At 74.1% G+C, this 19,248-nt stretch carries 16 protein-coding genes and 1 riboswitch; of the genes, 4 read left to right on the top strand and 12 right to left on the bottom strand.

What is annotated here, in order from left to right; genetic code table 11:
* Nucleotides 1–496 precede the first annotated feature (496 nt).
* A riboswitch (M-box (ykoK) riboswitch) is annotated at nt 497–671 on the bottom strand.
* Between the two features lie 50 nt (nt 672–721).
* The 3 genes from ACZ6Y7_RS07045 to ACZ6Y7_RS07035 form a co-directional block, all read right to left on the bottom strand.
* Nucleotides 722–1,726, bottom strand: a complete 1,005-nt coding sequence (locus ACZ6Y7_RS07045) for a magnesium and cobalt transport protein CorA (protein ID WP_465756802.1) — start codon at nt 1,724–1,726, stop codon at nt 722–724.
* Between the two features lie 96 nt (nt 1,727–1,822).
* The gene (locus tag ACZ6Y7_RS07040; RefSeq protein WP_465756801.1) at nt 1,823–2,596 is read right to left on the bottom strand and encodes a class I SAM-dependent methyltransferase; all 774 of its coding nucleotides are present in this window, start codon (nt 2,594–2,596) and stop codon (nt 1,823–1,825) included.
* A gap of 7 nt (nt 2,597–2,603) precedes the next feature.
* Entirely contained in the window at nt 2,604–3,026 is a 423-nt protein-coding gene (locus ACZ6Y7_RS07035) for a hypothetical protein (RefSeq protein ID WP_465756800.1), read from the bottom strand.
* A 670-nt stretch (nt 3,027–3,696) separates the two neighbouring features.
* Between ACZ6Y7_RS07035 and ACZ6Y7_RS07030 the strand changes: the two genes are divergently transcribed.
* Together ACZ6Y7_RS07030 and ACZ6Y7_RS07025 are read left to right on the top strand one after the other, a co-directional pair.
* Nucleotides 3,697–4,080, top strand: a complete 384-nt coding sequence (locus tag ACZ6Y7_RS07030; RefSeq protein ID WP_465756799.1) for a VOC family protein — start codon at nt 3,697–3,699, stop codon at nt 4,078–4,080.
* Nucleotides 4,081–4,188: 108 nt separating this feature from the next.
* A complete protein-coding gene (locus tag ACZ6Y7_RS07025) occupies nt 4,189–5,292 on the top strand; it encodes a YihY/virulence factor BrkB family protein (protein WP_465756798.1) in 1,104 nt (367 codons plus the stop codon).
* A gap of 488 nt (nt 5,293–5,780) precedes the next feature.
* Here the strand turns inward: ACZ6Y7_RS07025 and ACZ6Y7_RS07020 are convergent, their stop codons facing one another.
* From ACZ6Y7_RS07020 to ACZ6Y7_RS06985, 8 genes are all read right to left on the bottom strand, one after another.
* A complete protein-coding gene (locus ACZ6Y7_RS07020) occupies nt 5,781–6,335 on the bottom strand; it encodes a hypothetical protein (RefSeq protein WP_465756797.1) in 555 nt (184 codons plus the stop codon).
* A gap of 67 nt (nt 6,336–6,402) precedes the next feature.
* Nucleotides 6,403–7,554: a glutathione-independent formaldehyde dehydrogenase gene (locus ACZ6Y7_RS07015; RefSeq protein ID WP_465757009.1), complete on the bottom strand. Its 1,152-nt coding sequence runs from the start codon at nt 7,552–7,554 to the stop codon at nt 6,403–6,405.
* A 310-nt stretch (nt 7,555–7,864) separates the two neighbouring features.
* Nucleotides 7,865–8,728: a class II fructose-bisphosphate aldolase gene (locus ACZ6Y7_RS07010; protein ID WP_465756796.1), complete on the bottom strand. Its 864-nt coding sequence runs from the start codon at nt 8,726–8,728 to the stop codon at nt 7,865–7,867.
* Nucleotides 8,719–9,663, bottom strand: coding sequence for a 1-phosphofructokinase family hexose kinase (locus ACZ6Y7_RS07005; RefSeq protein ID WP_465756795.1), 945 nt, complete (start codon nt 9,661–9,663; stop codon nt 8,719–8,721). The genes ACZ6Y7_RS07010 and ACZ6Y7_RS07005 overlap by 10 nt, the downstream gene beginning before the upstream one ends.
* The gene (locus tag ACZ6Y7_RS07000; RefSeq protein WP_465756794.1) at nt 9,660–10,754 is read right to left on the bottom strand and encodes an ROK family protein; all 1,095 of its coding nucleotides are present in this window, start codon (nt 10,752–10,754) and stop codon (nt 9,660–9,662) included. Before ACZ6Y7_RS07000 ends, ACZ6Y7_RS07005 begins: the two co-directional genes overlap by 4 nt.
* A gap of 115 nt (nt 10,755–10,869) precedes the next feature.
* Entirely contained in the window at nt 10,870–11,742 is an 873-nt protein-coding gene (locus ACZ6Y7_RS06995) for an SIS domain-containing protein (RefSeq protein ID WP_465756793.1), read from the bottom strand.
* Between the two features lie 405 nt (nt 11,743–12,147).
* Nucleotides 12,148–14,868: a ligand-binding sensor domain-containing protein gene (locus ACZ6Y7_RS06990; RefSeq protein WP_465756792.1), complete on the bottom strand. Its 2,721-nt coding sequence runs from the start codon at nt 14,866–14,868 to the stop codon at nt 12,148–12,150.
* A gap of 164 nt (nt 14,869–15,032) precedes the next feature.
* Complete coding sequence (locus tag ACZ6Y7_RS06985) at nt 15,033–15,755, bottom strand: rhomboid-like protein (protein ID WP_465756791.1); 723 nt, start codon at nt 15,753–15,755, stop codon at nt 15,033–15,035.
* Nucleotides 15,756–15,958: 203 nt separating this feature from the next.
* Between ACZ6Y7_RS06985 and ACZ6Y7_RS06980 the strand changes: the two genes are divergently transcribed.
* Together ACZ6Y7_RS06980 and argG are read left to right on the top strand one after the other, a co-directional pair.
* Nucleotides 15,959–16,642, top strand: a complete 684-nt coding sequence (locus ACZ6Y7_RS06980; RefSeq protein ID WP_465756790.1) for a rhomboid-like protein — start codon at nt 15,959–15,961, stop codon at nt 16,640–16,642.
* A 292-nt stretch (nt 16,643–16,934) separates the two neighbouring features.
* Complete coding sequence (gene argG, locus ACZ6Y7_RS06975; RefSeq protein ID WP_465756789.1) at nt 16,935–18,347, top strand: argininosuccinate synthase; 1,413 nt, start codon at nt 16,935–16,937, stop codon at nt 18,345–18,347.
* Between the two features lie 82 nt (nt 18,348–18,429).
* Here the strand turns inward: argG and ACZ6Y7_RS06970 are convergent, their stop codons facing one another.
* On the bottom strand, nt 18,430–19,206 hold the full coding sequence (locus tag ACZ6Y7_RS06970) for a hypothetical protein (RefSeq protein ID WP_465756788.1): 777 nt from the start codon (nt 19,204–19,206) through the stop codon (nt 18,430–18,432).
* Between the last annotated feature and the right edge of the window lie 42 nt (nt 19,207–19,248).

Here is a 19,248-nt window from a genome sequence, read left to right as displayed (position 1 = left end):
ACGGCGAACGGCGAACGGCGAACGGCGAACGGCGAACGGCGAACGGTCCTAACGGCCCACCGGTGACCTACCGGCCGTGCTCGATCCAGACGGTGATGAACGCGACCCAGGCGAACATCGCCGAGAACACGACCACGGAACCGTAACGGCGCATGGCGCCTCCCTCCCTCTTCCACAACGGCACAGCCGGTTGCGGCACTTGAAGACCAGAACAGGCGCCCGGAACCGCGTCCGGCACACGCCGACCGGCCCCGGGAGCGGCCCGCGGCTCAGCGGCGAGCGGTGCGGGAGGACCGGGGAGGCGTGCGAACGGAGAAGCGGCGGGCGTCAGGAGCGGACGAGAACATCCCGGAGCGGGGCCGACTTCGGCCCGGACTACTGCACTCCACGGCTCTCACCTCCTCGCCGCCTGGACGCACTGCGGCGTCGACCCGGAAACGGCCACCAGGAGGATCCACCGCGCCGTGCCGGGACCGAACCGCCCCACCGGCGCGGGAGAGCACCCCTGATCTCGTCAGAGCTTTGGCACGCCACGGCGTAGCACCTCGACGGTGCAGCCACTTGGGGTCACCCCTTAGGCCGGGGAGACCTGTCCTGAACCTGGGCGTCTCTCGACGTCGTGGGGTCAGTGGCCTGTGTCCGTGGCGACGCCTCACCGAACGAGGTGCCTTCACAACCGCGCCAAGTCTAAACCCGTCGCGGTGGTGCGGTGACCACCGGGTCAGAGCCAGTCGTTGCGGCGGAACGCCCGGAAGATGAACACGCACACCGTGACGATGAACAGCAGCACCGCCGGGTAGCCCAGGGTCCAGTGCAGCTCCGGCATGGTGTCGAAGTTCATCCCGTAGATGCCGGCCACCAGGGTCGGCACCGCCGCCAGGGCCGCCCACGCGCTGATCCGGCGCATGTCGGTGTTCTGCTGCAGCGACAGGCGCCCGATGCTCGCCGCCAGGATGCTGTCCACCAGCTCGCCCAAGGCGATGATCCGCTCCTTCGCCTGCGCGTGGTGGTCGGCGACGTCCCGCAGGTACGCCGCGATGCCGCCCGGCACCTGCGGCACCGACCCCTCGGACAGCCGCTGCAGCGGCGGGCCCAGCGGCAGCACGGCCCGCTTGAACTCCAGGAGTTCACGCTTGAGTTGGTAGATCCGGCCGGAGTCGTCGGTGCGCTCCTGCGAGAACACCGCGGACTCCAGCTCCTCGACGTCCCGCTCGAAGGCCTCCGCCGCCTCCAGGTACTGGTCCACCACGTGGTCGGCCACCGCGTGCAGGACGGCCGCCGGCCCGAGCGCCAGCAACTCCGGTGCGGCCTCCAGGTCCTTGCGCACCCCCACCAGCGACTTCGCGCTGCCGTGCCGGACCACGATCGCGAAGCCCGGTCCCGCGAACACCATGATCTCGCCGGTGTCCACGATCTCGCTGGTCGCCGTCACCCTGTCGTGCTCGACGTAGGTGATCGTCTTCAGCACCAGGAACAACGTGTCCCCGTACCGCTCCAGCTTCGGCCGCTGGTGCGCGCCCACGGCGTCCTCCACCGCCAGCGGGTGCAGCTCGAAGGCCGCCGCGATCTGCGCGAACTGATCCGCGGAGGGCTCGTACAGACCGATCCAGACGAACCGGCCCGGCGCCTCCCCTATCCGCCGCAGCACCTGGGACAACTCGACGTCGCCCGGCAGCCGTCGCCCGTCCTCGTAGAGCGCACAGTCCACCACCGCCCGCGCGACCATCACCCATCACCTTCCGACCCCGTAGCCACCGACGGCCAGCCAACCTACCCGCTCCGGCGCCGGGCACGTCACCACGGGCGGCGGCCTCCGGTGCCGCTACGGCTTCCGCGCCTCGATCAGGAACCGCGCCGAGTGGGCGACGAACGGTCCCTCGGCGCGGATCCGGGCGTCCAGCTCGCGCAGCCGGCCGAGGTGGGCGGCCACGGTGAAGCCCGGGACCATCCAGACGACCTTCCGCAGGAAGTACACCACCGCGCCGATGTCCTGGAACTCCATGCGCAGCCGCTCGGAGCGCAGGTCCACCACCTCCAGTCCGGCGTCCCGGGCCTGCGCGCTCTCCACCTCGGGGCGGCGGCCCTCGCGGGCCTCCGGCTGCGGCCCCAGGAAGTACTCGACCAGCTCGAAGACGGACGCCGGTCCCACGTGCTGGGCGAAGTACCGGCCGCCGGGGCGCAGCACCCGGGCGATCTCCGACCACCAGGCCCGCACCGGGTGCCGGCTGCTGACCAGGTCGAAGGCCTCGTCGCCGAACGGCAGCGGCGGCTCGTCCTGGTCCGCGACGACCACCGCGCCGAGCGGGTGCAGCAGCCGCGTCGCACGGGCGACGTTCGGCGGCCAGGACTCGGTGGCCGCCACGACGCGCGGGAGCGCGCCGCGCGGCTCGGCGAGCCGCAGGGCTCCGGCCAGCACCTCGCCGCCGCCGGTCTGGACGTCCAGCACCGCCGTGGCCGTGCCGAGCCGCTCGGACAGCAGCCGCTGGTAGCCCCAGGACGGGCGTTCCTCGCTGGCCCGGCCCTGAAGCCAGGAGAAGTCCCAGCCGTCCACGGACACGCTCTCGGCCTCGGCGATCAGTTCTTCGAAGGTGCGCATGTCCGCATCATCCCGGCGACGGTGCCGTCCGGCCACCGGATTCCGCGCCCCCGTCGTACCGCAGGACCAGCCCGAGCCGCACCTCCAGGCTCCCGGCGGCGATCAGCCCGGTCACCGGCTCCGCTCCGCCGCCGTCCGCCTCGAAGGCCGCCAGCACGCCCGGCGGCTCGCCGCACTGCCGCTCGACCCGCTGCCGCTCCCCGGGCGTGGCCGCGCGGAAGACCGGGTCCTGGAAGGACGCCGGGCACTGGACGAGGAGCGGGTCGGCGAAGACCAGCTCCAGGCCGTGGTGGTAGCAGAGGTCATGGCCGGCCGCCAGGCGCAGCTCGCCGGGGCGCCAGGAGAAGACGTCCCAGTCCCACCAGGACCCCTCGGGCAGCCCGACCGGCGACGCCTCCGGACCGGGCGGCCGGTCCCGCGCGTGCTCCACGTGACGTCCCCTCCCTGACCCGGTCGGGCCGGGCGGCCCGGACCGTCGGAAACCGCTCAGCGCACCGACGCGCCCGGCGAGAATAGCGCCCTGAGCGGTTCCCTCGTCGCTCGCTGCTACGACGACTTCACGGCCGCGGGCTTCCGTTCCCCCGACGCCCGGTTCGACGTCGTCGTCTGCGCCGACGACGCGCTGCCCCACCTGCTCACCGCCGAGGCCGGCCAGGGTCACCCACCGAAACCCGGTTCCCCCAGCCGGTCCTGATCGCCCGGACGGCGTGACCCCGCGTGCTCCTCCCCCGGTCCGGAGTTCCTCCTCCCCCTCCGACCGGGCGTCCGTCCCCGCGCTGACGCCCGGCTCCGCACTCCCGCCTCCCCTACCCCTCACCCCCCAACGCCGCCACCGTCTCCGCGACCCGTGCGGCGTCGTCCTCCTCCGCCATCGCCCGGGCCGCCGTCTCCGCCCGCGCCCGCAGGGAGCCGTCCTCGGCGGCCTGACCCGACGCACGACCGGACGGCCGACCCGACGCACGGCCGGTGACAGGCCGCGGCCGGTGGCAGCCCGCGTCACACCCCGCGACCCGCCCGGCACACCGCGAAGTCGGCCGGTCCCGCCGTGGGCACACCCGTCGCGAGGTACCTAGCCTGGAAGCAGGAGGAGGCGAATCACCATGCTGGGAGACGCACCCGTGCTGGCCATGATCCCCGTCGCCGATCGTGCGCGGGCCAAGGCCTTCTACACCGACACCCTGGGCCTGAAGCTCGTCGAGGAGACCCCCGAGGACCTCACCTTCGAGAGCGGCGGTACCCGTTTCGGGATGTACGAGACACCGAGCGGCGGTCAGGCCGCGCACACCCTGGCCAGCTTCAAAGTCGCCGACCTCGACAGCGAGATGTCGGCGCTGCGCGCCCGCGGCATCACGTTCGAGGAGTACGACTTCCCGGGCCTGAAGACCGTCGACGGCGTCGCCGAGGGCAGCGACGGTCTGCGCGCTGCCTGGTTCAAGGACTGCGAAGGGAACATCCTCTGCGTGGCCGAGCAGCCCGACAAGTAACGCCCGCCCGGCGCTTACCGCGGGGCACCCCGCGGCCGGGGCCGGGTCGACCGGCCCGGCCCCGGCGCTGAGGGGTGTCGACCGCCACGACCGGGGCAGACGCTGCGCGTGAATCCGATCGAACGGGCCCTGCGGGCCGTGGACCGCTTCCAGCAGCGTCACCGGGCCACCGGCGTGGTGGTCGGGGTGGTGCGCAAGTACGGGGACGACCGGGGCGGGCTGCTGTCCGCCCTGATCACCTACTACGGCTTCGTCGCGCTGATCCCGCTCCTGCTCCTGCTGAGCACCGTTCTCGGCTTCGTCCTGCACGGCCACCCCGGCGCGCAGCGCTCGGTGGTGGACTCCGCGCTCGCCGACTTCCCGATCATCGGCGACCAACTGCGGCAGAACGTCCACTCGCTGCAGGGCAGCGGCGTGGCCGTCGTGATCGGCGCACTCGGCATGCTCTACGGTGCGCTCGGGATCGCGCAGGTCCTCCAGCACGCGATGGCCGAGGTGTGGAACATCCCCGGGGTGCAACGGCCCGGCTACTGGCCGCGGCTGGCGCGCAGCCTGCTGCTGTTCGCCGTCCTGGGCACCGGACTGGTGCTGGGCACCGCCACCGCCTCGCTGGTCGGCAGCGCGCTCGGCGGGGCGCCCGCCCGGATCGGGGGGCTGATCGTCTCGGCCCTGCTGAACACGGCCCTGTGCCTGGCCTGCTTCCGGGTGCTCACCCCGCGTGAGGTCCCCACCCGGGCGCTGTGGCCCGGCTGTGCGATCGCGGGGCCGCTGTTCACCGCGCTCCAGGCCGTCGGCTCGGTCCTGGTCACCCACGAGCTGCGGCACGCGAGCCAGGTCTACGGCTTCTTCGCGACCGTGATCGGCCTGCTCTTCTGGCTCTACCTCGCCGCGCAGGTCACCGTCTACGCGGCCGAGACCAATGTCGTGCTCAGCCGTCGGCTGTGGCCGCGCAGCCTGCTGCAGCCGCCGCTCACGGACGCCGACGAGGCCGTCCTGTCCTCCGTCGCCCGGCAGGAGGAGCGCCGCCCCGAACAACGCGTCGACGTGTCGTTCGAGGACGAGGAACACCCCGCCGACGCGGGACGAGCCGAGCCGACACGACCCGCCGCCGAGATCCGGCCCGCCGATGAGACCCGGCGCGAGAAGAACGGCGACAGGAACACCCCCGAGACCACCGGCGAGAGCACCGCCACCGACCCTCACCACCACTGACCGGCACCCGCCGCGGTCGGTCCTACCGGGTCACCCGCGGTCGCGGTCACCGCGGGGCACGCGCAGGGCCAGGAGCGCGACGTCGTCGTCGTTGTCCGGCGGGCGGACGCGTGCGAGGAGGCGGTCGCAGAACACTTCGAGGCCGTGGTGCGCGAGGGCGGCCGCGTGGCCGGACTCCGGCCGAGTCCGGACGACTACCCCAGGGGCCCGGCACCCGGGCCGGTCTCGCGCTGACCCCACCGGACTCCTCGCCGCCTACCGCCGCAACGCCACCCCGCGCACCCTCCGTCGTGGTGCCGGCCGACGCGTGCTCCCCCAGTGAACCGGCACGGAACGGAACCGGCACTGAACGGGCAGGCCGGACGGGCACATCGCGCGGGCGCCCCGCAGGGACGCGCCGCACGGACGCACGGCCCCCGGACCCGGCCGGGCTCCCGCGTGCGCTGCGCCGTCCGGGCACCCGCGACCGCCGACGCCAGGCGGCCGTGTCAGCGTCGCGCGGCCGGGCGGGCGCCCGCACCCGCCGACCGTAGGACCCGGGCGGCGGCCTCGGCCTGGCGGGCGTCCAGGACATCCGCCTGGCGCTCGGCGCGTTCCTGCAGCCGGCGCAGCCTGGCGGCGAGCGGGTCGTCCGAGGCCGTCGCCGCGCGCAGCGCCCGCCAGAGCGCGATCTTGCCCTGGACGCCCGCCCGCATGGCCTCCGTCTCCAGGAGGTCGCTGAGCGGCGACCGGCGGACCACTCGTCCGTTGAGCTTCAACCGGCCGGCCTTCTCCGCGGCGGTGCCCAGCAGCATCCGGTGCCATCGCGGCCGGATGCCGAGGGAGCGCATCAGCTTCACGAGTTCGTCGCGGTCCTCGGTGACCTCCCGTGCCAGGCGCCACAGTTCGGGGGTGTCCGGGTGTTCGCGAGCGATCCGGCGGGCGAGTGCCGCACCACCGTAGGAGCCGGCGAGGTGGTCGTTGAGGTAGAGCGCGAGCAGCCGCTCGTCGTCCTGCTCGGTCATGTCCTGCTCCGTCATGTCCTGCGTGTCCTGCTCCGTCACGTCGTCCTCCTTCGGGGTGGGAGGGACGGCCTCCACCGGCCCGCCGGCGTCCGCCGGCCCCCGCCGGTCACGCGGCGAGGGCGGTCGGGCGCAGCAGGACCTTCGTCCAACCGTCGTCGCGGTGGTCGAAGCAGCGGTAGCCCTGCGGCGCGTCCGCGAGCGGCAGCTCGTGCGAGACCAGGAAGGACGGCTCCGCCTTCCCGGCGAGGATGAGGTCGCGCAGGCGGGCGTTGTACCGCTTGACCGGGCACTGGCCGGTGCCCATCCGTTGGCCCTTGGTGAAGAGGGTGCCGTAGTCGAAGCCGATCCGGCCCTCCTTGGCGCCGTCGGTGGCCGCGTCCGGGTCCTCCGGGACATAGACACCGACCACCCCGATGCCACCGGTCGTCCTGACCGCGGCGACCAACTGGTCGAGGACGAGTTCCGGGTGCTCCTGGCCGGTCGGGTCGTGGGCCTGGTAGCCGACCGCTTCCACATCGCAGTCCGCGCCGGCTCCGTGGGTGGCGTCGACGATGTGCCCGACCGGGTCGCCCGCGGCGAAGTCCACCGGTTCGGCGCCGATCCGCTCGGCCAGGGCCAGCCGGCCGGGTTCCTTGTCGACGACGAACACCCGGGCGGCGCCGCGGATCAGCGCGCTGTGGGCGGCCAGTAGGCCGACCGGGCCCGCGCCGAACACCGCCACGGTGTCGCCCGCCCGCATCCCGGCCAGCACGGTGCCGTGCCAGCCGGTCGGGAAGATGTCCGACAGCATGGTGAAGTCGTTCTCGTGCTCGGTGCCCGCCGGCAGCTCCAGCAGGTTGAAGTCCGCGTACGGCACCCGCAGGTACTCCGCCTGGCCGCCGTCGAAGGGGCCCATGTTCGCGTAGCCGTAGGCCGCGCCGTCCACCCCCTCGGCCGGGTTCATCCGCAGGCAGAACGCCGTCAGCCCGTCCACGCAGTTGCGGCAGCTGCCGCACGCGATGTTGAACGGCACGGACACCCGGTCGCCGGGTTCGATCCTGTTGACGCCGGGGCCGGTCACCTCGACGACGCCCATGTTCTCGTGGCCGAGGACCTTGCCCTCCTCGACCGCCGTCCTCCCCTCGTACATGTGCAGGTCCGACCCGCAGATGTTGGTCGTGGTGATGCGCACGATCGCGTCCCCCGGCGCCTCGATCCGCGGATCGGGCACCTCGTCGACCGACACTTCGAACGGTCCCTTGAACACCACTGCCTTCACGTCGGCCACCCCTCTCCTTCGGCTCTCCTTCGGCGCCGTCATCGTGCTCCGGTGCTCGCGACTGCCCAGCGGAGCGATGCGGAAACGGCACCGGACCGACGCCCGCCTGCCCGGCTGCCCGGCTGCCCACCTCTGCGCCCGGCACGGTCGCGGCGGAAGTCGCCCGGGGTGCGGGCGGTCTCCCGGGCGAAGAACGTGCCGTGATCACCGGTGCCCGACGGCGATGCGCTCGCCCCCGGCACGGCACGGAGGAATCGCGCCTCGCCGGGCGGCCCGGGTCCGGCGCGCACCGGCGCGCGGTCACGGCGGGTCAGAACGTGTGCACGGACCCGCCCCGGCGGGGCGCCCGGAGCACGTCGAGCAGCCGGGTGACCTCGGCGGCCACGGCCGAGCGTCCGGCTCCGAGGTAGCGGCGGGTGTCGACGAGGTGCGGGTCGGCGGCGAGCGCCTCGCGCACGGCGGTGGTGAGGACCCGGTTGAGGTGGGTGGCGATGTTGACCTTGGTCATGCCGTGTTCCACGGCGGTGGTGAGGTCCGCGTCGGCGACGCCGGAGGAGCCGTGCAGCACCAGGGGGACCGGCACGGCGGCCCGCAGGGCGCCGATCAGCTCGAAGTCGAGCGCCGCGTCGCGGGTGAGCATGGCGTGTGAGGTGCCGACGGCGACGGCCAGGGCGTCCACACCGGTCGCGGCGGTGAAGGCGGCGGCCTCGGCCGGGTCGGTGCGGGCGCCGGGGGCGTGCACACCGTCCTTGCCGCCGACTTCCCCGAGTTCGGCCTCCACCCACACCCCGACGTCGTGGCAATGGGCGACCACCTCGGCGGTGGTCCGCACGTTCTCCGCGTACGGCAGTACGGAGGCGTCGAACATGACCGAGGAGAAGCCCAGGTCGACGGCTTGGTGGACCAGCTCGGCGGAGGTGGCGTGGTCGAGGTGGACGGCGACGGGCACCCGGGCGGATTCGGCGACGGCGAGGACCGCCGCCCCGATCGCGCCGAGTCCGCCGTGGTAGCGCACGGCGTTCTCGCTGAGCTGGAGGATCACCGGCGCCCCGGCGGCCTCGGCGCCCGCGACGATGGCCTGGGCGTGCTCGAGCTGGATGACGTTGAACGCGCCGACGCCGCGCCCGTCCTTGCTGGCGGCGGTGACGATCCGGCCGGTACCGGTCAGGGGCATGGGGATTCTCCAGTGCGTGCGGGGAGTCGCTCGGCGGCCACGCGACCGAGCAGCCGGCGGTGGACGGCGGGGTCGAAGTCGCCGGCGAGGGGCGCGGCGACGGCGGCGGCGGACAGGGCCACCGCCCGGACGAGGCGCTCGGGCCAGGGCGTTCCGGCGACCAGCCCCAGCGCGAGGGCGGCGACCGCCGCGTCACCCGCGCCGGTGGGGTTGCCGGCGATCGCCTCGGGTGGCCGGGCGGCCCAACTGCCCTGCGGCGTGCAGGCGATGAGTCCGGCCGGGCCGAGGGAGGCGACCACGGCCCGGGCGCCCGCCGCGCGCAGCGCCTCGGCACCGGCGCGGGGGTCGTCGGTGCCGCCGGCCGCGGCGAGCTCGTGGGCGTTGGGTTTGACGACGGCGGGCGCCTCGGCGAGGCCCGCGCGCAGGGCCTCGCCGTCGGCGTCGAGGACGGCGGGCACGCGGCGGGCACGGGCGCGACGGACCAGGACGGCGTAGGCGTCGGCGGGCAGACCGCCGGGAAGGCTGCCGGAGAGCACGACGGCCGCGGCCCGGGCGAGCAGTCGGTCGTACCGGTCGATGAAGCGCGCCCACTCGGCCGGGGTGACGACCGGCCCGGGTTCCAGCAGGACGGTGGCGTCGCCCTGCTCCTCGTCCACCACGGTCACCGTCCGGCGGGTCTCGCCCGCGATCGGGAGCAGTCGCTCGGCGATCCCGGCTTCGGCGAGTTCCGCGCGCACCGTCTCGCCGGTCGCTCCGCCCGCCAGGCCGGTGACGACGGTGTCGTGGCCGAGGGCGTGCAGGACCCGGGAGACGTTGACGCCCTTGCCGCCGGCCCGCGCGTCCGTCTCGCGCACGCGGTTGCTCGCGTGGGGGCGGAGACCGGGGAGCCGGTAGGTGACGTCGAGCGCGGCGTTCAGCGTGACGGTGAGGATCATTCCTCGACCTCGCCACCGGTCTGACGTGGTACCGGGTGGAGCCGCCGGGCCCGCGCCGCCGGCTGCCCGGCCCGGTCCGGGTCCCCGGCGGGGCCCCGGTCGAGCCCGTCGACGCGGCCCCGCTCCGGGTCCCCGCCGAGCCCCCGGTCGGGCCCGTCGGCACGGCCCCTGGCACGGCCCCCGGCACGGCCCCCGGCGAGGCCTCTGGCGAGGTCCTGGGCGAGCAGGGCCGCTCCCAGGCATCCGGCCTGGTGCCCGAGTTCCGCCGGGACGACCGGAGGTGCCGTCCGGTAGGTCGACCGTTCGGCCAGGGCGGCCCGGAGCGGGTCGAAGTACGGGGCCCCGGCCCTGGCCAGGCCGCCGCCGATGACGATCCGCTCGGGGTCGAGGAGGGCGGTGGCGGCGCTCAGGCCGTCGGCGAGCGCGTCGACGGCCTCGCGCCACACCGAGGCCGCGACCGCGTCACCGGATTCGGCGCGCCGCCGGACGTCCTCGGCGCTGAGCCCGGCGGCCCCGGCGGCGGCACCGTAGCGGCGGGCGATGGCCGAGGCCGACGCGACGGTCTCCAGGCAGCCGCGGCCGCCGCAGGGGCAGGGCTCCCCTCCGGGTCGCACCGCGAGGTGACCGAGCTCTCCGGCGCCACCCCGGCCGGTCACGGCCCTTCCGTCGAGCATGATCGCCGAGGCGATGCCGGTGCCGACCGGGACGAACAGGAAGGAGCGGCAGTCCCGACCCGCCCCGAGCCGGGCTTCGGCCAGGCCGCCGGCCCGGACGTCGTGGCCGAAGGCGACCGGGAGCTCCAGCGCCTCCTCCAGCCACTCGCGCACGGGGAGCCGTCGCCAGCCGAGGTTGGCGGAGAACACGGACGTCCCTGACGCCTCGTCGACGATGCCGGGCACCGCGATGCCCGCCGCCGTCGGCGCGAACTCCCGGGCGAGGTCGACGGCGCAGGCCACAACGGTGTCCAGGACGGCGTCCGGACCGCGCTCGGCCCGGGTGAACCGCCGCTCGCTGTGGATCAGGGAGCCGTCCTCGGCCAGCACGCCCGCCTTGATCTGGGTGCCGCCGACGTCGAGTGCGATGACCGTCATGCCACAGCACCGTTCGTACCGCCTGCTCGCCCAACGGCGTACGGGCCGCGTGTTCGCCCGGTCGTGAACGTGCCGCCGCGCTGCGCGGACGTGACCGCGCCGTGTCCCCGCCCGGTCATGAGGCGGTCAGGATGATCGACCGGGCCAGGTTGCGCGGCCGGTCGGGGTCAAGGCCGCGGCCGGTGGCGAGGTCCACCGCGAGGCGCTGGGCGCGGACCAGGTCGGCCAGCGGGTCCAGCGGCGACACCGAGGCGGCGGCTCCGGTCGCGAGGACCTGCTCCAGCAGGCCCGTCGGCGGCTCACCGAAGAACCACACGACGCTGTCGGGACCGCTGACGCTGATCGGGCCGTGCCGGTACTCCATCGCCGGGTAGGACTCGGTCCAGGAGCCGGAGGCCTCGCGGAGCTTGAGCGCGGCCTCGTTGGCGAGGCCGACCGTCCAGCCGGTGCCGAGGAAGGTGAACTGGCGCGCTTCGGCGGCGCCTTCGGGCAGCGGGGCGAGCAGGGCGCGCTCGGCCTGGTCGGGCAGATCGGCCGGGACGGCCTCGAGGTGGGCGCGCAGCAGGACCAGGGCCGTGGTGGCGAACCTGGTCTGCACGACGGACGTCTCGTCGGCGAACCCCAGGTCGATCACCGTCCCGGCGACGGCGCTGATCGGAGCGTCCGGGACGCCGGTGAGGGCCGTGGTCGGGGTGTCGGCGGCCCGCGAGAGCGCGGTCAGCACCTCGGTCGTGGTGCCGGAACGGCTGATGGCCAGGACCCGGTCGTACGCCCGGTCGGCGGGGAACTCGGAGGCGGCGAAGGCGTCGGTCTCCCCCAGGCCCGCGCCCTCGCGCAGCGCGGCGTAGGCCTGGGCGATGTACAGCGACGTTCCGCAGCCCACCACGGCCACCCGCTCACCGGGCCCGGGCAGTCCAGGCGGAGTCAGGTCCAGCGCGCGGCGCCAGCACTGCGGCTGGCTGGCGATCTCGTCGGCGACATGGGTCACGGTGTCCTCCTGCAGGGGACTCGAACGGGCTCGACGGCTTCACGCGCCGATGCAGCGTTCGCAGCACGCGAATGATCGAAGATGAGTCGTTTATAGTCCGTTCGCTCAATAGCGCGCAAGAACGTGCAGGGAGCCTGTCAGTCGCGGGCAGCCCGGACCGTTCCGGGCAGACTTCGCGAACGGTCACGGACGGCTCGGACAGCCCGGACGGTCACCGACGGCCCCGATCGGACGGCTCGGACGGCTCGGACAGCTCGGACAGCTGGGACAGCTCGGACGATCCCGACCGACCGACATCCGTGTCGCCGGCCCAGCCCGGCGGCCCCCTCCCGAACAGACCGGCGCCCGGCCCGCTCACGGTGAGCGGGCCGGGCGCCGGGGATGACAGGGGTCGATGAAAAGGGGTCAGTCGTCCGTCTCGTCGTAGCGGCCGTGCCCGAGACGGCGCAGGTCGAAGGACCGGATGCCGCGGCCGAAGGTGGCGGCGTAGAGCTTGCCGTCCGGTCCGGTCTTCAGCTGCTGCACCGCCGTGGTGGGCAGGTTGCGCCCGAGGACCCGCCAGTCGGCGGTGCCCGGAGCGCGGTAGAAGGCGGCGAGGTCGGTTCCGAGGGCGAGGCCGCCGTTGGGCAGGATCCGCACCGACGTGGCCGGGACGTCGGGCAGGTTGGCCGAGACGTCGGTCCAGGTGGCGCCGCCGTCGTGGGTCTCGAAGAGGTGACCGACGCCCGCGCCGGGCCCCTCGGTCCAGGTGCGCGAGAAGCCGTTGAAGGCGACGAAGACGTGCTGGGCGTCGTGCTCGTCGACCGCGAACGAGGAGATGTAGCGGTTGGGCAGGGTGCCGTCGACGGGCAGGTCGAGCTGGTGCCACCCGGTGCCGTCCGTCTTGCCGACGGCGATGCCGCGGCTGAAGCCGACGTTGTTGCACGGGCCGCACCAGCCGGCGTACACCGTGCCGTCGACCGTCGCGACCGCCGTGGCCACGTGGCCGGCGCCCAGGTCGTAGGCCGACGTCCATTCGCTGCCGCTGCGGATCGCGTAGCCCTTGTGCTGCACCCAGACGTGCCGACCGCCGGCGATCCAGGTGTTGCCGTCCTTGGGGTCGCTGGTGATCGGCGCGATGAAGCGGGCGCCGGCGCCGCCGAGGTCCTTGTCGGGCGGGGCGACCTCGTACGAGGTGGCCTTGCTCGGATCCTTCGTCCAACTCCCGTCGTTGACAGCGCAGTTCTGGGTGACCCACATGTCGAGGTAGACGTACTCCTCGGCGATGTTGCAGCCGTTCTCCGGGTCGACCAGGGTGTCGGCGCCGTCGCCGCCGAAATCGGAGCCCATCACCTTGTCGTGGGCGCGCAGCACGGACTCGCCGTTGTCCTGCAGACCGCCGCTGACGACCACGCCCCGCCCGGAGCGGTCCGCCGGGTCCTTGCCGACGCCGACCGAGTAGTACTGCAGGGTGTCGATGGTGCCGTCGTTGAGCGGGGTCCAGTCCTTGGCGTGGCCGTAGGCGTCCAACTGCCCCTGGGACGGCCGCCGGTAGATGCCGCCGTCGTTGCCGACGTAGACGGTGGCCTTGCCCTGGTAGCCGCCGAAGGCGACGGCGTGCTGGTCCGGGTGGGTGGTCTGCGAGCAGTCGCCGGTCTGCTTGGCCGGGTCGATGCTCCAGCACGGGAAGCCGTTGTTCCAGTACGGCCCGACGGTGGCCCACTTGGCACCGCCGTCGGTGGTCTCGAAGACCTCTTCGAGGCCGGCGTAGACGTGGTCCGGGTTCGCCGGGTCGACCTGGAGGAACTGGTTGTACCAGGCCTGGATGCCGGGCTGGTAGCCGTCGTCCTGCAGCGCGGAGCCGGAGTTCTTCAGCTTGTCCTTGTCCGCCACCAGGGTCCACGGGCCGGACGGCGAGCCGGACTTGGAGACGTAGATGCCCTTGAGGCCGGTGTCCGGATCGGTCGCCATGACCTCTGGGGACTGGTCGATCGCGTAGTAGCGCGAGCCGTCCGCCGAGCGCGCGAAGGTCACGTTGCCGACGTTCGCGGCATCCGTCGGCAGCTCCCCGAGCGAGCCGACGCGCTGCCAACTGCCGTCCGCGGCCTTGCTGTAGAAACCGTTGTAGGTGTCGCCGCCGCGCCAGCCCACCGCCAGGATCACCTTGTTCGGGTCCTTGGGGTCGATCGCGATGTCATTGGCGATGTTCTTGTACGGCGCCGCCGGGTCCCCGGCCTTCGAACCACCGGGCAGGTACTCGGGGTTGGGTGCGAACTCCAGCGTCCACGGGCCCGACAGCGTGGTGGCCGAGTGGCTCCAGACGCCCCGGCTGGTCGCCGCCCAGACCTTGCCGCCGCCGAAGCGCAGCGCATGGATGATGGTGGACTCCAGTTCGGCGCCGCCCACCCGGTCGCCCGGCTGGAACTCGCCGTGCTTGGGGTCGGAGAGCACGTACACGCCGGTGCCGACGTACGAGGTCGCGCCGGTATTGGACTCGCCGGTGGCGTACCAGAGCCGGCCGCCCCCGTCGAGGTTGAGGGTGCCGGTGGACAGCGTGGGCAGCCGGTCGGCGATCGGCTCCCAGTGCCCGCCGCCGGTGCGGGAGCGGAACACCCCGCCGTTGGCACCGCCCGCGTAGACGTAGCCCTCGTTGTCGGCGGCGAGACCGGTGATCCGGCCCGTCACCAGACCGGCGCCGCCGCTGGAGTTGGAGTTGACGTCCCGGTAGCGCGGGTCGTCCGTGTCGTACGGCTTGTCCGTGACGTGGTCCCAGCTGCCGCCGGTGTGCGGCACGGACTGCAACTGCGCCCAGGCCGCCCCGTAGGCGCCGGGCGCGACCACGCCCGGGGCGGTGCGGGCCTCGGTGTACTGGGCGGTGCCCTCGGCGGAGTTCTCCGCCTCGTCGCTCCCGCCGTCCCCGCCCTCCGCCGCGGCCTTCGGGCTGAGGCCCGGAGCGGCGGTCGTCGCACCGGCCGCGTGCCGCACCTTCTGTGCGTGCTTCCTCCCGATGTCCGCCTGGTGCCGCACCTGCCACGGCTGCGGCTCCACGGGGACGGGCGGCGCGGCGAGCGCCTGGGTGGTGGTCAAGCCGATCACGGTGAGCGTGACGGCGCTCAGCAGCAGCCGTCGTCGTTGCCTGGTGGGCACGGTGGCAGTCCTCCCCTGCGGCCGGCCGCGCGGTCGCGCGGACTCGGCGGAACAGGAGGACAGCCTGCTGAGCCGATCGGTCCGGGGGAAGGCCCCGGCGGTAAGAAGCGGGTAAGAGCCCTACGCTTTGCCACAGTTGGCATTCACCGAATGCCGACGCGCCGTCACCGACGGGGGCTGCGCGCCCGCACCCGCCGCCGGACCGCCCGCACCGCGGCGACCGGGTCGAAGGAGCCCGGCCGCTCCCGGGTCAGCGGGTAGCAGGCGAACCCGATCAGCGCCGCACTGAAGTGGCCGATGCTGGTGTAGTCCCGGCTCTGCTGGACGCCCAGGCCGTAGACGACCAGCACCCCGGCCGCGTACAGGTACCGCCAGGGCCGCACGATCAGGTAGGTGAGCACCGCGACGACCCCGGCGAGCGCGTAGCTGACGCCGTAGTCGAGGGTGTGGACGGCCTTCGGCGGGGCGAGTCCGTGGTGGATCGCCCAGCCGAGCACGCCCTCGCTGACGTAGGTCGCGCCGACGTGCGCGAGCATCGCCACCGAGATCCACCGCAGCGTGCCGAGCCAGCGCTCGGCCGGCACGTGGAACAGGTTGTAGAGCAGGAAGTAGGACAGCCAGCCGCCACCCGCGATCCACAGCGCGCTGGTCACCAGGACGCGGACCGGCGACACCTGCAGGTGGTGCAGGTTGGTGGAGCGCCGCTGCAGGATGCGGTCGGCGGTCGCCGGGTCGACGTGCCGGATCACCTGGGTGGTGACCAGCAGGATCGCCAGCCAGAGGTAGGTGCCCGGGGCGCGCCGGACGTAGGCCCACGCCGTACGGGCGGCGCGCGCCCACCAGGGCCGCCGGCGCTCCGCGGAGCCACTGGCGGTGCTGTCGGCCATCGACGCCTCCTCGACGCTCGTCCCCCCACCCTCACCCCGCCCGGCCGTCGCCCGCCGCCGTACCGGCCCGTACGGGTGATCGCCCGGCGCCGCCGGCCGCATGCCGCTGGCGTACGCTGGCGCTTCGACCTCCCGGCCACGACCGCTCGGCCACGCACCGGGCGTGCCGGGCGCGGGACCGCAGAGCAAGGGCACCAGGCACGATGAGCGATCGTCTCAGGACGAGGCCACCGACCGACACCGCCACCCCCGCCACCCCCGGCACCGCCGCTCCCCCGCGCCCCGCGCTGAGAGCGGTCGTCCGGCTGCGGCTCACCACGGCGTACGTCCTGCTGCTGTCCCTCACCGCCGCCTGGCTGGCCGGCCAGGGCCACGCCGAGCGGGCCAGGTTCGTCCGGCACAACAGCAGCAACGTGCACCACATGGAGGTCGGCAAGTGGTGGACGATCTTCACGAGCGGCCTGGTGGTCGACGGGGTGCCCGCCTGGGTGGGCATCGCGGCGGTCGCCGTCGTGCTGGGCCTGGCCGAGTGGCGCTGGGGCGCGGCCCGGGCCGCCGCCGTCTTCGTCTTCGGGCACGTGGGCGCCACCCTGCTCACCGAGGGCGCGATGTGGGTGATGCTGACCGCCCGCATCCCCGGCGCGCTGTCGCACGCCCGCGACGTCGGCATCAGCTACGGGCTGGTCGCCACCGGCGCCTGTCTGCTCGCCCTGGGCCCGGTCCCGCTGCGCCGCTACGGCCTTCCGGCGCTCGCCCTGGTCCTGGCCGCCGCCTGGGCCGTGGACCAGCAACTGGCCGACGCCGGCCACCTGGTCGCCCTCGGCCTCGGCGCCCTCGCCGCCCGGACCGCCTGGCTGCGCGCCCGGGCGGCACCCGCCGCACGCTGACGCGGCGGCGACGGGGACGGGCCGGATTCCTTCGGGAAGCCGGCCCGTCGCGGTTCCGGGCCGGGCCCCGGCCTTCCGTTCCGCCCCGAACCGGCATCCCGCCAGGCCGGTTGTCCGGTTCCACCGGCTCCGGACGGCACCGCCGCGCCCGGTCGGCCCGAGCCCCGCGACCGCATGCCCTTGCGTAACTCTGCAAATCTATGCCAGAGTGCGGGCATCGGATCGAATACGCCGAATCCCGTCACACAACGCTGAATCAGGGGCCCGCCCAGGCGGGTCATAGGGTGCATCCATGTCGAAGGTCTTGAGCAAGCTGCCGGTCGGTGAACGGATCGGCATCGCATTCTCCGGTGGGTTGGACACCTCCGTCGCCGTCGCGTGGATGCGCGAGCACGGTGCCTTCCCCTACGCCTACACGGCCGACATCGGCCAGTACGACGAGCCCAACCTCGCCGACGTCCCGGCCCGGGGCCGCGCGTACGGCGCCGAGCAGGCCCGGCTGGTCGACTGCCGGGCCGCCCTGGTCGAGGAGGGCCTGGCCGCCCTGGCCTGCGGCGCCTTCCACATCCGCTCCGCCGGGCAGACGTACTTCAACACCACCCCGCTCGGCCGGGCCGTGACCGGCACCCTGCTGGTCCGCGCCATGCAGGAGGACGGGGTCTCCATCTGGGGCGACGGCTCCACCTACAAGGGCAACGACATCGAGCGGTTCTACCGCTACGGCCTGCTCGCCAACCCCAGCCTGCGGATCTACAAGCCGTGGCTGGACCAGGCGTTCGTCGACCAGCTCGGCGGCCGCAAGGAGATGTCCGAGTGGCTGGCCGAGCGCGACCTGCCCTACCGGGACTCCGCCGAGAAGGCCTACTCCACCGACGCCAACATCTGGGGCGCCACCCACGAGGCCAAGCGGCTGGAGTTCCTGGACGCCTCGATGGAGATCGTCAGCCCGATCATGGGCGTGGCCTTCTGGGACCCCGCGGTCGAGATCCGGACCGAGGACGTCACCGTCGAGTTCGAGTTCGGCCGCCCGGTCCGGATCAACGGCCAGGAGTTCGCCAGCGCCGTCGACCTGGTCCACGAGGCCAACAGCATCGGCGGCCGCCACGGCCTCGGCATGTCCGACCAGATCGAGAACCGGATCATCGAGGCCAAGAGCCGCGGCATCTACGAGGCCCCCGGCATGGCGCTGCTGCACATCGCCTACGAGCGGCTGCTCAACGCCATCCACAACGAGGACACCCTCGCCACCTACCACACCCAGGGCCGCCGGCTCGGCCGGCTGCTCTACGAGGGCCGCTGGTTCGACCCGCAGTCGCTGATGCTCCGGGACAGCATGCAGCGCTGGATCGGCCACCCGGTGACCGGCAGCGTCACCCTGCGGCTGCGGCGCGGTCAGGACTACTCGGTCATCGACACCCAGGGCCCCCACTTCAGCTACCACCCCGAGAAGCTGTCGATGGAGCGCAGCGTCGACGCCGCGTTCGTGCCGGACGACCGGATCGGCCAGCTGACCATGCGCAACCTCGACATCGCCGACTCGCGCAGCAAGCTGGAGCAGTACGCGGTGCACGGCCAGCTGGCGCCGTGGAGCGGCCTGATCGGTGAGCTCGCCCCGGGCGGGGCCGCCCCGATCGCGGCGGGCACCGGCGACGCGGAGGAGTCCACCGCGCTCGACCACGCCGCGATCGAGTCCGGCACCGACTGACCGGTCGGGCTCGCGCCCGGGAGGCCGCCGCACCGGTTGCGGCGGCCTCTCCGTACTCACCCGCCCGTCCCACCCGCCCGCCTCACCGGATCCGCGCCACGCCCCGCCCCCGCACCGCGCGGACGCCCAGCCGCGCCGGATCCCTCCGGGGGCGCGTCGTCACCGCCTCCCGCAGGGTCAGCAGGATCTCCCCGTCGTAGCCCTCCGCCAGGAGCCGGGCCAGCTCGGCGGCGCCGCTCGGCCGCGGGTCCGGTGCCAGGTCCGGCAGCCGGCCCGGGGCGCTGAGGTCCTGGGCCTGGGCGGCCCAGCGCGCCGCGTCGCGCCGTTCGCCCTCGGCGCTGTAGTGCACGGCCAGGCAGTGCACCGCCAGCTGGTCCCCGTACTGGGCCGCTATCCGCCACCAGAAGACGCCGTCCGCCGTGCGGCCCATCCCGTACAGCAGGCAGCCGAGGGTGCGGAAGGCGGTCTTCTCGGCGAGTTCGAGGTCCAGGGCCAGCTCCTCCGGCTTCGCGGCCCCGGCCACCCCGGCGCACAGGTGCCGGAGGTCCCGTCGCAACTCCGCCCGTCCGCCCGCCCCGGGCGACTGCCCCGCCGCCCCCGCGGGCGGTGCCGGGCCGGGGCCGGCGCCCGCTCCCGGCCCCGCTCCCGGCCCCGCGCCCGGGCTCGGCCCCGGCACCGGCGCGTGCGGCGGTCGGGCGCCCGCCGGCGGCCGGGCCGGGCGCTCCCGCACGGCCGGTGCGGACCGACGGGCGGCGGCGAGCCGCTCGGCCAGCCGCCGGGTGAAGGCCACCGGGTCGTGGTCGTCGAACTCCCGCTCCAGCTCGGCGGAGTGCGCTCGCAGCAGGTCCCCCACCTTCATGTCCCCGCCCTCACGTCACGGCCCCCACGTCACGGCCCTCCC

This window comes from Kitasatospora sp. NPDC053308 (assembly GCF_055585785.1).
The sequence above is the reverse complement of the archived record's forward strand: the minus strand, read 5'-3'. Positions and strand labels throughout refer to the sequence as shown.

Excerpts from the sequence above, each read along its gene's own strand:
- ACZ6Y7_RS07045 (WP_465756802.1), bottom strand. The coding sequence starts at position 1,726 with ATGGTCGCGCGGGCGGTGGTGGACTGTGCGCTCTACGAGGACGGGCGA.
- ACZ6Y7_RS07040 (WP_465756801.1), bottom strand. The coding sequence starts at position 2,596 with ATGCGCACCTTCGAAGAACTGATCGCCGAGGCCGAGAGCGTGTCCGTG.
- ACZ6Y7_RS07030 (WP_465756799.1), top strand. The coding sequence starts at position 3,697 with ATGCTGGGAGACGCACCCGTGCTGGCCATGATCCCCGTCGCCGATCGT.
- ACZ6Y7_RS07010 (WP_465756796.1), bottom strand. The coding sequence starts at position 8,728 with ATGCCCCTGACCGGTACCGGCCGGATCGTCACCGCCGCCAGCAAGGAC.
- ACZ6Y7_RS07005 (WP_465756795.1), bottom strand. The coding sequence starts at position 9,663 with ATGATCCTCACCGTCACGCTGAACGCCGCGCTCGACGTCACCTACCGG.
- ACZ6Y7_RS07000 (WP_465756794.1), bottom strand. The coding sequence starts at position 10,754 with ATGACGGTCATCGCACTCGACGTCGGCGGCACCCAGATCAAGGCGGGC.
- ACZ6Y7_RS06985 (WP_465756791.1), bottom strand. The coding sequence starts at position 15,755 with ATGGCCGACAGCACCGCCAGTGGCTCCGCGGAGCGCCGGCGGCCCTGG.
- ACZ6Y7_RS06980 (WP_465756790.1), top strand. The coding sequence starts at position 15,959 with ATGAGCGATCGTCTCAGGACGAGGCCACCGACCGACACCGCCACCCCC.
- argG (WP_465756789.1), top strand. The coding sequence starts at position 16,935 with ATGTCGAAGGTCTTGAGCAAGCTGCCGGTCGGTGAACGGATCGGCATC.
- ACZ6Y7_RS06970 (WP_465756788.1), bottom strand. The coding sequence starts at position 19,206 with ATGAAGGTGGGGGACCTGCTGCGAGCGCACTCCGCCGAGCTGGAGCGG.